Source organism: Streptosporangium sp. G11 (genome assembly GCF_051192615.1).
Lineage (GTDB): Bacteria > Actinomycetota > Actinomycetes > Streptosporangiales > Streptosporangiaceae > Streptosporangium.
The window spans coordinates 124144-139052 of the sequence record NZ_JBPJUQ010000008.1 but is presented as its reverse complement, the minus strand read 5'-3'; the positions used below and the strand labels follow the sequence as shown (position 1 = coordinate 139052).

12 protein-coding genes are annotated in these 14909 nt (G+C 70.4%); 5 read left to right on the top strand and 7 right to left on the bottom strand.

The annotated features are described in order from the left end of the window. Positions 1 to 17 precede the first annotated feature (17 nt). Positions 18 to 1325 (top strand): cryptochrome/photolyase family protein, encoded by a 1308-nt coding sequence (locus ACSDR0_RS11225; protein ID WP_435288704.1) that lies wholly within the window; start codon positions 18 to 20, stop codon positions 1323 to 1325. A gap of 77 nt (positions 1326 to 1402) precedes the next feature. Next, the gene (locus tag ACSDR0_RS11220; RefSeq protein WP_435288703.1) at positions 1403 to 2353 is read left to right on the top strand and encodes a hypothetical protein; all 951 of its coding nucleotides are present in this window, start codon (positions 1403 to 1405) and stop codon (positions 2351 to 2353) included. Between the two features lie 278 nt (positions 2354 to 2631). On the opposite strand, the gene ACSDR0_RS11215 is transcribed toward ACSDR0_RS11220, so the two are convergent. The 6 genes from ACSDR0_RS11215 to ACSDR0_RS11190 all read right to left on the bottom strand — a co-directional run bounded on the left by ACSDR0_RS11215 (position 2632) and on the right by ACSDR0_RS11190 (position 9056). Beyond that, positions 2632 to 2997, bottom strand: coding sequence for a hypothetical protein (locus tag ACSDR0_RS11215; protein WP_435288702.1), 366 nt, complete (start codon positions 2995 to 2997; stop codon positions 2632 to 2634). Positions 2998 to 3034: 37 nt separating this feature from the next. After that, positions 3035 to 3712, bottom strand: coding sequence for a uracil-DNA glycosylase (locus ACSDR0_RS11210; RefSeq protein WP_435288701.1), 678 nt, complete (start codon positions 3710 to 3712; stop codon positions 3035 to 3037). An 84-nt stretch (positions 3713 to 3796) separates the two neighbouring features. Next, on the bottom strand, positions 3797 to 4672 hold the full coding sequence (locus ACSDR0_RS11205; RefSeq protein WP_435288700.1) for a carbohydrate ABC transporter permease: 876 nt from the start codon (positions 4670 to 4672) through the stop codon (positions 3797 to 3799). Continuing rightward, positions 4669 to 6069, bottom strand: coding sequence for an ABC transporter permease subunit (locus ACSDR0_RS11200; protein WP_435288785.1), 1401 nt, complete (start codon positions 6067 to 6069; stop codon positions 4669 to 4671). The genes ACSDR0_RS11205 and ACSDR0_RS11200 overlap by 4 nt, the downstream gene beginning before the upstream one ends. Before the next feature lie 291 nt (positions 6070 to 6360). Then, positions 6361 to 7692, bottom strand: a complete 1332-nt coding sequence (locus ACSDR0_RS11195; RefSeq protein ID WP_435288699.1) for an ABC transporter substrate-binding protein — start codon at positions 7690 to 7692, stop codon at positions 6361 to 6363. Between the two features lie 104 nt (positions 7693 to 7796). Then, on the bottom strand, positions 7797 to 9056 hold the full coding sequence (locus ACSDR0_RS11190) for an ABC transporter substrate-binding protein (RefSeq protein WP_435288698.1): 1260 nt from the start codon (positions 9054 to 9056) through the stop codon (positions 7797 to 7799). 137 nt (positions 9057 to 9193) lie between these two features. Here ACSDR0_RS11190 and ACSDR0_RS11185 point away from each other — a divergent pair, with 137 nt between their 5' ends. The 3 genes from ACSDR0_RS11185 (at position 9194) to ACSDR0_RS11175 (ending at position 12874) form a co-directional block, all read left to right on the top strand. Then, positions 9194 to 9691, top strand: coding sequence for a PadR family transcriptional regulator (locus tag ACSDR0_RS11185; RefSeq protein WP_435288784.1), 498 nt, complete (start codon positions 9194 to 9196; stop codon positions 9689 to 9691). Next, entirely contained in the window at positions 9688 to 10431 is a 744-nt protein-coding gene (locus ACSDR0_RS11180) for an ABC transporter ATP-binding protein (protein ID WP_435288697.1), read from the top strand. Before ACSDR0_RS11185 ends, ACSDR0_RS11180 begins: the two co-directional genes overlap by 4 nt. A gap of 163 nt (positions 10432 to 10594) precedes the next feature. Then, a complete protein-coding gene (locus ACSDR0_RS11175; RefSeq protein WP_435288696.1) occupies positions 10595 to 12874 on the top strand; it encodes an ABC transporter permease in 2280 nt (759 codons plus the stop codon). Positions 12875 to 12916: 42 nt separating this feature from the next. Here the strand turns inward: ACSDR0_RS11175 and treS are convergent, their stop codons facing one another. Beyond that, positions 12917 to 14638 (bottom strand): maltose alpha-D-glucosyltransferase, encoded by a 1722-nt coding sequence (treS, locus tag ACSDR0_RS11170; protein ID WP_435288695.1) that lies wholly within the window; start codon positions 14636 to 14638, stop codon positions 12917 to 12919. Positions 14639 to 14909: the final 271 nt, after the last annotated feature.

Here is a 14909-nt window from a genome sequence, read left to right as displayed (position 1 = left end):
CCGGCCGAAGGGGAAACGTGACCGATACTGTGATCGTTTTGTTCAGCCGCGACCTCCGGGTGCACGACCACCCGGCGCTCGCCGCGGCGTGCGAGCGCGCACGTCATGTCATACCGCTCTTCGTCGCGGACCCCGCCGTGCCCGCGGGCAACCGCCGGGGATTCCTCGCCGAGTGCCTCGCCGACCTGCGCGGATCACTCCGCGATCGGGGTGGTGAGCTGGCCGTGCGCCACGGTGACACGGTCGCCGAGACGATGCGCCTGGCGGGCGAGTCGAAGGCCCAGGCCGTCTACACCAGCATGGACGTCAGCACCCTCGCGCGGCGCAGGCAGCGGCGCCTGGCCGAGGAGTGCGAGCGCGCCAGGACGGCGTTCCGCACGTTCCCCGGCCTGACGATCGTGTCCCCCGACGCCCTCAGGCCGTCGGGCGGAGGCGACCACTACCGGGTCTTCACGCCCTACTGGCGGGCCTGGACCCGGCAGCCGCGCAGGGAGGTGCTCAAGGCCCCCGGCATGGTGCACGTCCCCGACGGCCTGAGGCCGGGAAAGCTGCCCGAGCCGGGGCGCGAGCCGCACGAGCTGTTCAGGGGTGGTGAGACGGTCGGGCGCCGGAGGATGGGGCAGTGGCTGAGGCACTGCGTGCACGACTACGCCGACGGTCACGACGACATGGCGGGCAACCGGACCTCCAGGCTCAGCCCCTACCTGCGCTTCGGCTGCGTCTCGCCGCTGGAGCTGGAGTCGCTCGCCGGGGACGAGGGGGACGAGGGGGATGGTGAGGAGTTCGTCAGGCAGCTGTGCTGGCGCGACTTCTTCTACCAGGTGACGCGGGCCTTCCCGCGCATCAACCGGGACGACTACCGGCCGCGCGGGCACGAGTGGCGCGACGACGACCACGCGGCGCGGGCGTGGAAGGAGGGCATGACCGGGGTCCCGATCGTGGACGCCGGGATGCGGCAACTGCTCGCCGAGGGCTGGATGCACAACCGGGCCCGCATGATCACGGCCTCGTTCCTCGTCCGGCGGCTGCGGGTCGACTGGCGCGTCGGCGCCGAGCACTTCTTCGAGTGGCTGCTCGACGGCGACGTCGCCAACAACTACGGCAACTGGCAGTGGGTCGCCGGTACCGGCAACGACACCCGGCCCAACCGGCCCGTCAACCACATCCGGCAGGCCAGACGGTACGACCCGGACGGAGAGTACGTCCGTCGCTACGTTCCCGAGCTCGACGCCGTGCCCCGGCGGATGATCCACGAGCCCTGGAGGTCTCCCTCGGGCGTCCCCGGCTATCCGGCGCCCATGGTGCCCATGGTGCCCGTGGGCTGAGCCCGCCCGGAGGGGCGGCTGTGAGCGGTGATACGCGTGGTGCGGAACGAATCGTCCCTCTCGCGCGTCGCACAGGTGTGACCCCCTACGACAACTCCGCCACCGACGCCCTGCTCGCCGCCCGCGAACGGGTGCGACGGCTCGAACAACTGACCAGCCGCCGCGGTGCGGTGGCCGTGCAGCTCGACGAGGTCGGGGCGCTCCTGGACGAGCTCGAGGACCGGCTCGGCAAGGAGGAGGATGACGTCTCCAGGCTGGAGAGCGGCGGTTTCGCGGGCCTTGTGGCCGGGCTCACCGGGTCCAGGGAGGAACGGCTCGCCAGGGAGCGCGCCGAGGAGCTGGCCGTGCGCCAACGCCTGGACGGCCAGCGCAACCGCCTCGAATGGCTGAACGCCGACCGGGCCGCCATCGACGAGGGGCTCGCCGGTCTCGGGTCGGCGCGGGAACAGTACGACGCGCTGCTGGAGCGCGAGGAGCGCCGGCTGGTCGCCTCCGGTGACCCCAGGGGCCGCGAGCTGGTCGAGATCGGCCACCGCCTCGCCGACACCCGCGCCGACCTCACGGAGCACGAGGAGGCCCACAGGGCCGGGGTCGACGCGTTCCACGGGGTCGGCGAGGTCCTGCACTGCCTCGGCAGCGCCCGTGGCGCCTCCAGGTGGGACATGTTGGCCGGGGGCGGCGGCTTCGCGGACATGATGGAGCACGGCCACCTGCGCAACGCGGACGAGGCCGCCTGGCACGCCCAGCAGCTGCTGGACGCCTTCTCCAGGGAGCTCGTGGACATCGGCGTGCACGTCGCCCCGAAGCTTCCCAAGGTGGACACCCGCTGGTTCGCCGACATGTTCTTCGACAACATCATCACCGACGCGATCAAGCACCACCGGATCGCGGGCACCGGCGCGGCCGTGACGGACGTCGCCGAGTGGGTGCGGCGTACGGTCGAAGGCCTGGACGTTCGCCGGGAGGAGCTGGCGCGGCGGCGGGACGCCCTGGCGGCCCGCCGCGAGGAGGTCATCGTCATCGGCTGAGGCGCGAGCCTTCGCTCCGGGTGTCCCATGGTGGGAGTCCCGTCGGCGGGGGTTTCCCCGGTGGGTTCCTCGCGACGAGGGTCCCGGTGGGGTCCCCGCGACGAGGGTTCCGGTGGTTCCCGGCGGGTTCCCCGCGACGGGGGCCGGTGGCGGGGAGCCTTTCCCGCGGGTGTCCGATGACGAAAAAGCCCCGGCGGTGGGGGCCTTCCCGGCGGGGCGCCTGGCCGGGAAGACCCACCACCGCCGGGGTGGCGGTGATCGTTCTCAGTCCTGTGGTCTCAGTGCTTGTGGTCGTGACCGGCGTGGTCGTGGCCCACGTGGTCGTCGTCGTCGTCCTCATCCTCGTCCGAGGGACCGTCGGAGGGCTCAACGCCCAGCACGGCCTCCCGGGGCTCGATCTGGTCGACGTGCTCGATCAGCCCCAGGACGTGGTCCGGCTCGATCAGCCACTGCAGCGCGGTGGCGCCGGTGTCGTCGGCCGAGACCAGCTCGGCCTGCTCCTTGCGCTCGTCGTCGTCCAGGTCGGCGTCGGGGTGGTTGATCTCTTTCAGCGCGGAGGCCTGCAGGGCGGCGATGTCCTGCACCTCCACGGTCAGCTCAACGGTCAGACGTAGATAGCGTTCGGTGCCCGATACATCACTCATGGTGGAAATCCTAGTGCCTGGGTTGGGTCGGAACGGACTAGGGGAGCTTCCACTCCACCGGTGCCGTGCCCTGCTGCTCAAGAAGCTCGTTCGTCCTGCTGAACGGGCGGGAGCCGAAGAAGCCGCTGCGGGCCGACAGGGGGCTGGGGTGGGCCGACTCGATGGCCGGGATGGAACCGAGCATCGGGCGCAGGTTGCGGGCGTCGCGTCCCCACAGGATCGCCACCATCGGCTTGTCACGGGCGACGAGGGCCTTGATGGCCTGCTCGGTGACCTCTTCCCAGCCCTTGCCGCGGTGCGAGGCGGGCTTGCCCGGCATGACGGTGAGCACCCTGTTGAGCAGGAGCACGCCCTGCTCGGTCCAGGGGGTCAGGTCGCCGTTGCTCGGCATCGGCAACCCGAGGTCCTCGGTGAGCTCCTTGTAGATGTTGCGCAGGCTGCCCGGGATCGGGCGCACGTCCGCGGCGACGGAGAAGCTCAGGCCGATCGGGTGACCCGGCGTGGGGTACGGGTCCTGACCCACGATCAGCACCTTGACCTGATCAAAGGGCTGTTGGAAGGCGCGGAGCACATTGGCGCCCGAGGGAAGGTACTGCCTGCCTTCCGCGACCTCCTTCCGGAGGAACTCGCCCATCTCGGCGATCTTCTCGGCGACGGGTTCGAGGGCCTTGGCCCACCCGGCTTCCACGACTTCGTTTAAGGGACGTGCGGCCATGTGCAGGACCCTATCGAGGTTTTAGGCCCGGTACGGCGCGTGCTGGAAATCAGCGCGTCCCGCACCGGGCCTGCCCCTGTTCACCTACTTCACCGAACCAGCCATCATCCCCTGGACGAAATACCGCTGGAAGGCGAAAAACAGGATCAACGGGATAATCAGCGACAGAAAAGCGCCTGGCGCAAGAATGTCCACGTTGGTCCCGAACTGCCGCATCTGGGACTGCAGTTCCTTGGTCATCGGCTGGTTCTCGGTGTTGGCGAATACCAGCGAGACGAGCAGGTCGTTCCAGACCCAGAGGAACTGGAAGATCCCGAGCGAGGCGACCGCCGGCTTGGCCAGCGGGAACACCACGGTTGAGAAGATCTTCCATTCCCCCGCGCCGTCCATCCGCGCCGCCTCCAGCAGCGAGCGTGAGATGCCCGCGAAGAAGTTACGGAGCAGAAAGATGGCGAAGGGGAGACCGAAGGCGACGTGGAAGAGCACCACGCTCGCGATGGAACCGAATATCCCGGCCGAGCCGTACAGCTTCGCGATCGGGATCAGCGCGATCTGGGTCGGCACCACCAGCAGGCCGACCACCACCAGGAACAGCGCGTCCCTGCCGGGAAACTCCATCCAGGCGAACGCGTACGCCGCCATGGCGGCGATGCCGATCACCAGGATGGTCGAGGGCACCGTGATGAACACGGTGTTCCAGAACGAGGCGGTGAACCCGGTGGCCAGCAGGTCGGCGTAGTTCTTGAAGGTCAGCTCGGCCGGTTTGGTGAGGACCGTCCACCAGCCGGTGGAGTTGTTGGCCGCCTCGTCGCGGATCGAGACCACGAACAGGCCCAGGGTGGGAACCAGCCAGAACAGGCCGATCACCACCAGTACCGCCTGGACCAGGCCGCCGCCCAGCCGGTCCACGATCCTGCCGAGGGTGCTGCGGGGCGGGGCGCCAAGGCTGGAGGTCGTCACTGGTTGTCCCTCCTGAACCGGCGGATGTTGAGAATCATGAAGGGCAGGACGAGGATCAGCAGGAAGATGGCCAGCGCGCTGCCCAGCCCCTGGTTGCTGCCTCCGCCGAACGAGACCCGCCACATCTCCAGCGCGATCACGTTGGCCTGTGGCTGCACCGACCCCGGCGCGATGACGAAGACCAGGTCGAAGACCTTCAGGGTATTGATGATCATCGTGACGAACACGACGAGAAGCACCGGGGAGAGCAGCGGAACGGTGATCTTGCGGAACACCTGCCACTCGGTGGCGCCGTCGATGCGGGCCGCCTCCAGCGCGTCGCGCGGGATGGCCGCGAGCCCGGCCGCGATCAGCACCATGGCGAACCCGGCCCACACCCAGATGAACGCGCCGATGATCGCCGGGGTGATCAGTGTCGGGCCCAGCCAGGGAATCCCGGCGAAGGCGGCGTCGAAGTTCGACTGCGGCAGCCGCACCTGGTAGTCGCCCGGAGCGAGCCCGGTGAAGCGGAAGGTGCCGTCGGCCTCGCTGGTGGCGGTGGCCTTGACGGCGCCGTTCTGCACCGCCTCGACCGTCATCCCGGCCAGGGCCTTCTCGGTGCCGTCCACCTGGTTGGGCGCGCCGCCGCCGCCCTGGGTGAAGTCGAACCAGACGGTTCCGGCCAGCTCGCCGGGGCCCGGCTGGACCGCCTTCGCCGCCGAGGCCGAGGCGAGGGTGGCGGGCTTCACGCCCACGAGCGGCAGGAGCACCGCCTGCCCCGGCTTCGCGGCCTGCTTGGTCACCACCCCGCCGCCCTGCCCGGCGGTGACCGGGGACAGGTCGTTCTCCCTGGGGCGGGCGTCGGGGTAGCCCTGGTCCGAGCCGAAGATGCCGGTCACCGAGGTGATCACGGCGTTGGCCACGCCCCGGTCGGGCGCCTGCTCGTAGACCAGGCGGAAGATGACGCCGGAGGCCATCAGGGAGACGGCCATCGGCATGAACACGACCAGCTTGAACGCGGTCGCCCAGCGGATCCGCTCGGTCAGCACCGCGAAGACGAGGCCGATCACGGTGACCAGGGCGGGAGCCACCGCGACCCAGATCAGGTTGTTCCTGATCGTGGTCAGGGTGGAGGAGTCGCTGAAGATCGTCGCGTAGTTGTCCACCCCGACGAAGGTGCCGCCGCTGGCGTCGTAGAGGCTCCGGAAGATCGAGTAGATGATCGGGTAGATCACCATCGCGCCGAGTACGAGCGCGCCCGGCAGCAGGAACCAGAGCGCCATCGTCGGCGGCGGCCCCAGCCGGGAGGCCCCGGCGGGCACCCCGGCCGGTGCGGCGGCCGGTGCCGCGGCCCCGGCCGTCGCGAGTTCCGGCTCGGCGACCGGCGCCGCCGGGTCGTCCGACCTGACGTCGGCCAGGGCCGGGTGGCCCTCCCCGCCGCCGGAGGCCGTCCCGGAGGGCTCAGGGGCCTCCGGGGTCTTCGGCGTCTCAGGGGTTTCCGGGGTCTCAGGGGTCTCGCCGCCGACCGGTGCCGCGGAGGTCTCGGTGCCGGTCGTACGGGCGTCCGGGGGGGTGTCCGGGTTGCGGGCGGGGCCGGCGTCCGGCGCCGGCCGCTGGGTGTCGTCAGGTCCGGGGGAGGGATCGCGGGCGGCGTCGCCGCCACGCGAGCCCTGCGGGCCGTCTAACCGATCGGTCACGGCCTCTCTCCCTTACTTCCAGGCCTTCTTGGCCGCATCTTCGAGCTTGGTCTGGATGCCCTTGACGTCCGAGGGGTCGCGCACGAAGTCCTGCAGGAACTTCCACTCGGCCTTGCCGTCGGTGCCGCCGAAGGCGCTGGGCGCGAGGTCGGACATGTCGTAGCGGGCGGCGTCGCCGGCGGCGATGATCGTCTCGGCGAGCTTCTTGGTCAGCTCGCCCGGGTAGTTGTCGGGCGAGACGTTGCGGTTGGGAGAGAGGTAGCCGGGGAGCTTCGCCCAGACCTCGCCGCCCTCCTTGGAGGCGAGGAACTCCAGCAGCCCCATCGCGCCCTTGGAGTCCTTCAGCGCCACCGCGATGTCGCCGCCCAGCACGACCGGCTCGGTGTCACCGGCCTTCGGGAACGGGAAGTACTTGGCCTCCTCGCCGAGCTTCGCGCCCGACTGCTCGGCCGTGACGCCCACGAAGTCCGCCTCGATGACCATCGCCGACTTGTCCTGGCCGTAGACCTGGGTCACGCAGGTCGGGAAGTCGGTCTGCAGCGCGCCGGCGGAGCCGCCGAGCAGGAACTCCTTCTTGCCGACGAGCTGCCCGATCTTCTCCAGCGCGGTGGTCACGCTGGGGTCGGTCCACGGGATCTCGTGCTTGGAGAGCTTGGTGTAGTTCTCCGGGCCCGCGGTGGACAGGTAGACGTTCTCGAACAGGTCGGTCAGGGTCCAGCCGGAGGCGCCGCACAGGGAGAACGGCGGGGTGCCGGAGTCGGCGACCGTCTGGGCGGTCTTGATCAGGTCGTCCCAGGTGGCGGGGGGCGTCGCGCCGGCGTCCTGGAAGGCCTGGTCGCGGTACCAGATGAGCGACTTGTGGGCCGCCTTCACCAGCACGCCGTAGGACTGGCCGTCGGCGGAGCCGAGTTCCTTCCAGTACGGGGTGTAGTTGTCGTCGATCTGCTTCTGGACCTCGGCGGTGAGCGGCTTGAGCGCCTTCTGGTCCGCGTACTGCTGGACCAGGCCGGGCTGGGGCAGGATCGCGACGTCCGGCGGGTTGCCGCCCTCGATGCGCGGGCCGAGGTAGGCGCCGGTGTCCTCGCCGGTGGAGGCGTAGGTGACCTTGGCGCCGGTCTTCGCCTCGAACGCCTTGAGCACCTGCTCGAAGTTGGCCTGCTCGGCGCCGGTCCACTTGGCGGCGACCTCGACGGTCTCCCCTTCGAGGGTCTTGGCGGCGGCCGGGGCGGACGCGGACGCGCCGCCGCTCGCGGCCGGTGCCGGGGTGGTCGGCTCGCCGCCGCTGCAGGCGGCGAGTGCCATGGCGAGTCCCGCCGTTGTCACCGCGGCAATGGTTCTGCGCATGCTGAACAGACCTCCTGAGACGTTGAGGCTTGAAATAGGGCGATATATGGGATGGACGCGCAGCCGAAATGGGGATGACGGCTTCTGCCGGGGATCACCCGGCGTCATTGAGCCCGGATGATCTCTTGGAGTTGGCCCTTCATGGAGGAGACGACGTCGTCGCCGGGCTCCGCGAAGGGCGGTGTGAGAGCGTTGGAGACCGCGCTGGCGATCACCAGGCTCACCTGGTTGTAGTTGGCGCTGGCGGGCCTGGGCCGGGCGGAGAGGATGCTCTGCTTCAGGACCGGAAGATAGGGGAAACGCTTGATCAGGCCCGGGTCGTCGTACAGCTCGGCCCACACGGGCGGGAACGAGCCGTCGGCGAGCACCCGCCGCTGGTTCTCCAGGCCGGTGAAGTATCGGATGAACTCGGTGGCCGACTTCTGCCGCTTGGAGAAGGCGCTCACCGCGAGGTTATAGCCGCCGAGTGAGCCGGTGCCGGGGCCGTCGAGACCGGGCAGCCGGGTCACCCCGAACTTGCCGGCGACCGCCGAGGTGGTGGCCGGTCCATAGGCGTGCGGCCAGTTGCGGGCGAAGGCCAGCCGTCCCTCCTCGAAGGCGAGCTGCGCCTCGTCCTCCTTGAAGGAGAGCGCCTCCTGCGGAATCCACCCCTCCCGGAACCCGCCCACCAGGAAATCCAGGCCGGCCTTCGCCTTGGCCACGTCCATGGTCACCTCGGTGCCGTCCGGGCTGAGGATCTGCCCGCCCGCCGACTGCACGGCCTCGGCGAAGTTGACGGTCAGGCCCTCGTAGGCCAGGAACTGCCCCGCGTAGCCGCCGATGCCGTACTTCCCGTGCAGGGCGCGCGCCTGGGCGCGCAACTCCTCCCAGGTCCTCGGCGGCTTGAAGCCCTCCTTTGCCAGCAGGTCCTTGCGGTAGTAGAGGAGGCCGGCGTTGCTGGTGTACGGGACCGCCCAGAGCTTGCCCCGGTAGACCGCCGTGTCGACGACCGGAGGCAGGAACCGGCTGAGCGGGAACATCGCGCGCTCCAGTGGCAGGATCCAGCCGGCCTCGGCGAACTCGGCGGTCCAGATCACGTCCAGCCCGATCACGTCGTATCGGTCGCTTTTGGCCTGGAGGTTGGCGACCATCTGCGCCCGCTGCTCGTCGGCCGCCTCGGGGAGTTCGAGCAGGGTCGCCCGCTCCCCGGGGTGGGACTGGTTCCAGCGGTCGAGCAGCGGCTGCAGGTAGGCGGTCGCGGGGCGTCCGATCACCAGGGTGAACGGGCCGGTCCCGCCGAACCGTTCGCCCTCCCGCGCGCCGGACGCCGAGCAACCGGTGACGAGAAGCACGGCGAGCGCGACGGGGATGAGTCGGCTCACCATGCCCTCCCGGTTTCCAGTTGGTTACATACGCGTTAGGTAGATGCATGCATGTTATGCATAGCGATAACATCACCGTCAACGGATAACCCCGTAACGCTCACGTAACGAGCTCTCCGAGGAGGTGGGGCGTGCGGCTGATGCTGCTGGCGCTCCTCGCGAAGGAACCTGCCCACGGCTATGAGCTCAAACAGGCACTTGAACAGATCTTCGGCAGCGCTTACCCTTCGCCGAACATCGGGCAGATCTACGTCACGCTCGGACGCCTGGAGAAGGACGGCCTGGTGCGCGCCGTGGACGTCGAGCAGTCCAACCGGCCGAACAAGAAGGTCTACTATCTGACGGCCGACGGCCGTGAGATCCTCGACACGTGGGTGGACGAACCCACCGAGGGGCCCAGGGTCCGGGACGAGTTCTTCATGAAGCTCGTGCTGGCCCCGATGACCGGCATCGCCGACAGAATGGCGATGATCAACCGCCAGCGTCGTCACTACCTCGGGCTCATGCGTGACCTCAACGAACTCGCGGAGCGGACCGACCCGGAGAATCGCGTCGCCCTCCTGCTGGTCGAGGGGGCCATGCTGCACCTCCAGGCCGACCTCGACTGGCTCGAACGCTGCCAGGAGGACCTGAGTTGACGTCACCCGTGGTCGAAACCGTCAATCTCGTCAAGATCTACCAGGACGGCGGGGTGCCGGTGCCCGCCGTGCGGGGAGTCGACCTGCGGGTGGGCCCGGGGGAGTTCGTGGCGGTCATGGGGCCGTCCGGCTCCGGAAAGTCCACCCTGGTCCACATGATCGGCGGCCTTGAGGCCCGGACCAGCGGCGAGATCTGGCTCGACGGGCAGCGGGCCGACACGCTCAACGAGAGCGCCTGGGCGCTGCTCCGCCGCCGGAAGATCGGCTTCGTCTTCCAGTTCTTCAACCTCGTCGCCAACATGACCGTGGCCGACAACGTCGAGCTGCCCGCCCTGCTGGCCGGGGCCTCCACGAGCGAGGCCCGCCGGCGCCGCGAGTACCTCCTCGGCGAGCTCGGCCTGACCGCCCGCGCCGACGCCGCCCCCTTCCAGCTCGCCGGGGGCGAGCAGCAGCGGGTCGCGCTGGCCCGCGCGCTGGCCAACAAGCCGAGCCTGCTGCTCGCGGACGAGCCCACCGGCAACCTCGACAGCCGCAACACCCGCGACGTCCTGCGCCTGCTCGGCGAGGTCCACCGCGAGGGCCAGGCCGTCGTCCTGGTCACCCACGACGCCCGGGTGGCCAGCCTGGCCGACCGGGTGGTTTCCCTCCTGGACGGCCAGATCGTCGACGACGGCGGCGCCGGGCTGGCCCGCCGCCGCCCCAGGGGCACCGCGGGCGACGTCGTCGAGCTGAGAGGCTGACGGTGCGCCTTCCGCCCTCCCCGCCCGTCTCCCCGGGGACTCCCCGCCACATGCCCCTGGGGGCTCCCCGCCACGCGTCCCGGAGACCCGCCGGGCCCGCAACGCCGCGTGTCGTGCGGTCCCCGGTTCCGCGGGCCTCGCGTGTCGTACGGGGGGCGTCGCGGTGAGCACCGTCCGCGCCTCCGTCCGGTGGATCCGGGCCGACCTCAGGGCCCGCAGGGTGCAGGCGCTGCTGACGGTGCTGGCCGTGGCCGGGATCGTCACGGCGCTGATCACCTCCGCGACCCTGCTGGAAGACGGCACCAACCCGTGGCGAGGGCTGTTCGCCGAGTCCAAAGGCGCGCACGTGTGGATACACACCGAGGACGCCCCCGACCCGGCCGAGCTGTCGAGGCTCCCCGGAGTGGTCCAGGTCGCCGGACCCTACCGGTCGGCCCCGGTCACCCTCACGCTGGACGGGAAGAAGTCGCCGGTGGCGCTGCGGGAGATGCCCGCGACGCCGCAGGGGGTCGCCGTCCCCCTGATCCGCGAGGGGCGCCCGCTGCGCCCCGGCGACACCGACGGCGTGATCGTCGAGCGCTCCTTCGCCAGGGCGCTCAGCCTGAGGGTGGGCGGGACCTTCCCGGTGACCGCGCTCAACGGCGCCACCCACCCGCTCGTCGTGGTCGGCCTGGCCGACACCGCCGACCAGGGCTTCTACCCCGAGTGGACGCCGGGCCTGGCCTGGACGCTCACGCCCGTCCTGGCCAGGGTCGAGCCCGCCCTGGGCCGCAGCGAGTCGGTCACCGGGCTGCGCCTGGCCGACGGCGAGGCCACGCTGCCCGCCGTCCACGGCGCCGTCACCCTCCTGGACGAGCAGATCCAGCGGATGTCCACCTGGCGCGAGGTCCGCGCGTCGATGGAACTGGACAACCGGCTGCTCGGCCTGCTGCTCGCGCTGTTCGGAATCACCGGGCTGGTCGCCGCCGCGCTCGCCATCGCCAACGCGGTGGGCGGCCGGGTGCTGAGCCAGACGCGCGACATCGCCACCCTCAAGTCCCTCGGCTACACCCGGGGCCAGGTCTTCGGCGTGCTCATGGTCGAGCACGGCGCGCTCGGACTACTCGGCATCGTCATCGGGCTGGTCTGCGGGCAGGTCGTCGCCTCGTTCGCCCTGGACGGGGTGCCGATCCTGCCGCTCTCCCCGGTCCCGCTGCTCGCCATCGCCGGCGGTACCGCCGCCGTGGTCCTGGTGGCGGTGGCCCTGCCCGCCTGGCGGGGCGGACGCACCCCTCCCATCCCCGCGGCCCCCGCGGCGCCGCTCAGGGGACACCTGTCGCGGCTGGCCCGCCTGGCGCTCCTCGTACGGCTGCCGCCGGCCCTGGTCCTGGGCACCCGCGACGCCTTCACCCGGCGCGTCCCGGCGTTCCTGAGCATCTTCGGCGTCGCGGTCCCGATGATGATGATCACCATCGGGCTCGGCTGCTGGGCCACCCTGGACGACTTCCTGCGCCACCCGGAGCAGGTCGGCCAGGCGGCGGCGCTCACCGTGCGCCCGGACAAGCTCACCGCCGACGACGCCCTGCGGTTCGCCAGGGCCGACCCGGAGGTGCTGGCCGCCTACCCCGGCACCGAGGTGCCCGCGCTGGAGCCCGAGCAGACCAGGAGCGTGCTGGCCCGCGCGGCCGGGACCTCCGCGGACCCGTACCCCTTCTCGGTCGTCGAGGGGCGGATGTACGCCGCCAGGGGAGAGGCCGTCGCCGGGCAGGGGCTGCTCGACCTGCTGGGCGTGAAGATCGGGGACCGGGTCCGGCTGACCGTCGGAGGCACCCCGCTGATCGTGCACCTCGTGGGCCGGGTCGTGGAGCCCGATCAGGACGGCGAGGTGCTCTCCTTCGGCATCGACAGCCTCGCGGCCAAGGACGCGGTGCCGCCGCAGTTCTACAGCCTGGTGCTCAGGCCGGGCGCCGACCCGGTGGAGGTCAGGGCGCGGCTGCTGATCGCCTCGGGGGAGGCCCTTGAGGTGCACCGGGTGGTCAACCCGGCGGAACGGCTCGCGATCATCCGCGTGGTGATCGTGGCGCTGATCGTCGTGCTCGCCCTGCTCGGCCTGGCCAACCTCCTGACGGCGAGCGCCCTGGGCCTGCGCGACCACGCCTTCGACCTCGCGGTGCTCAAGGCCATGGGCCTCACACCCCGTCAGGTGGCGGCCACCCTGGTCACCGGGACCGGCCTGCTGATCGTGCTGGGCGTGGTCGCGGGCACCGCGGCCGGGGCCTCGCTGGTCGGCGGGCTGATCGACCTGCAGGGTCACACCAGCGGTGTCGGGGCGGGCATCGGCCGTACGCCCTCGGCCCTGACGCTCGCCGTCGCGGTGCTCGTCGCGGTCGGGACCGCCCTGCTGGTGACGCTGATCCCGGCCGGGCGCGCGGCCCGCGCCCAGGTCCCGGTCACCGCGAGATAGCCCCGGGACGGTCACCGTCCCGGGGCTGTCTCCAAGAGAGGCTCAGGCGTCGATGCCGGGGGTGTCGGCGTTCTTGAGCGAGAACCAGTAGAAGCCGTGACCGGGCAGGGTCAGCAGGTACGGCAGGGTGCCCACGGCGGGGAACCGCACCCCGCCCCTGGCCTCGACCGGGATCATGCCCGCGAAGCGGCGCAGGTCGAGCTCGACCGGCTGCGGGTACTTCGACAGGTTGTTGACGCACAGCATCAGGTCGTCGCCGTCCTCGCGGACGAAGCTGAGCACCGCCTGGTTGCTGGACCACAGCTCGTTGTAGACGCCGGTGCCGAAGACCTGGTGGCTGCGGCGGATCGCCAGCATGTTCCTGGTGAAGTGGAGCAGCGAGGCCGGGTTCTTCTGCTGCGCCTCCACGTTGATCGCCTGGTAGCCGTGGATCGGGTCCATGACGACGGGCAGGTACAGGCGCCCGGGGTCGGCCTTGGAGAAACCCGCGTTGCGGTCGGGGCTCCACTGCATCGGGGTGCGGACCGCGTCGCGGTCCTCCAGCCAGATGTTGTCGCCCATGCCGATCTCGTCGCCGTAGTACATGACCGGGGAGCCGGGCAGCGACAGCAGCAGCGCGGTGAACAGCTCGATCTGGTCGCGGTCGTTCTCCAGCAGCGGGGCGAGGCGGCGCCGGATGCCGAGGTAGGCCCGCATGCGCGGGTCCTTGGCGTACTCGGCGTGCATGTAGTCGCGCTCCTCCTCGGTGACCGTTTCGAGCGTGAGCTCGTCGTGGTTACGCAGGAAGATGCCCCACTGGGCGCTGTCGGGGAGCTTCGGGGTCCGCGACATGATCTCGGAGATCGGCTCGCGGCTGCCCCGCCGCACCCCCATGAAGATGCGCGGCATGAGCGGGAAGTGGAAGGCCATGTGGCACTCGTCGCCGCCGACCGCGGGGTCGCCGAAGTACTCGACCACGTCCTCGGGCCAGCCGTTGGCCTCGGCCAGCAGCACCCGGTCCGGGTAGAGGCGGTCGACCTCGGCGCGGACCTTCTTCAGGTACGCGTGGGTCTCCGGCAGGCCGGAGCAGTCGGTGCCCTCGCGCTCGAAGAGGTAGGGCACCGCGTCGAGCCTGAAGCCGTCGATGCCCAGGTCCAGCCAGAACCGCAGGACCTCCAGCATGGCCTCCTGGACCGCGGGGTTCTCGTAGTTCAGGTCGGGCTGGTGGTGGAAGAAGCGGTGCCAGTAGTACTGCTTGCGGATCGGGTCGTAGGTCCAGTTGGACTCCTCGGCGCCGACGAAGATGATCGGCGCGTCGGGATATCCGGTCGGGCTGTCGGACCAGACGTAGAAGTCGCCGTACGGGCCCTCGGGGTCGTGCCGGGAGGCCTGGAACCAGGGGTGCTTGTCGCTGGTGTGGTTCATCACCAGGTCGGTGATGATGCGCAGCCCCCGCTTGTGCGCCGACTCGATCAGCTCCACGAAGTCTCCGAGATCGCCGAAGTCCGGCAGGATCTTCATGTAGTCGGAGATGTCGTATCCGCCGTCACGCAGGGGAGACTCGTACAGCGGGAGCAGCCACAGGCAGTCGACGCCGAGCCACTCGACGTAGTCCAGCTTCTCGATGAGGCCGCGCAGGTCGCCGGTGCCGTCGCCGTTGGAGTCCTTGAACCCGCGGACCAGCACCTCGTAGAAGACGGCGCGCTTGTACCACTGGGGGTCCGCCGAGACGAAATCCTCGGCCACGGACTCCTGGGAAGGGGAAGGGAGGGGGGATGGGTTCATCGTGTTCTCGCTCACGGTGATAAAGGGCAGGACGAAGTCACCGGATGCTCCGGCTGATGATGTTTGGTGACCGCGCCGGCGGGAGCCGTCATCCCCACGAGCTCCATGCCCTCGGACGGACCGAATTTGTGATTCAGGACCGTCCGTTGTGGCGCTTTCTGGGCCGAACACTACCAGCCACCTGACACCCCCGAAGCACCCTTGGCGTGGTACATCGCTCCCGCCCCACGGAATTCTCACGCGCATCGCGGCAGGGCCGCGTAATCGCCGT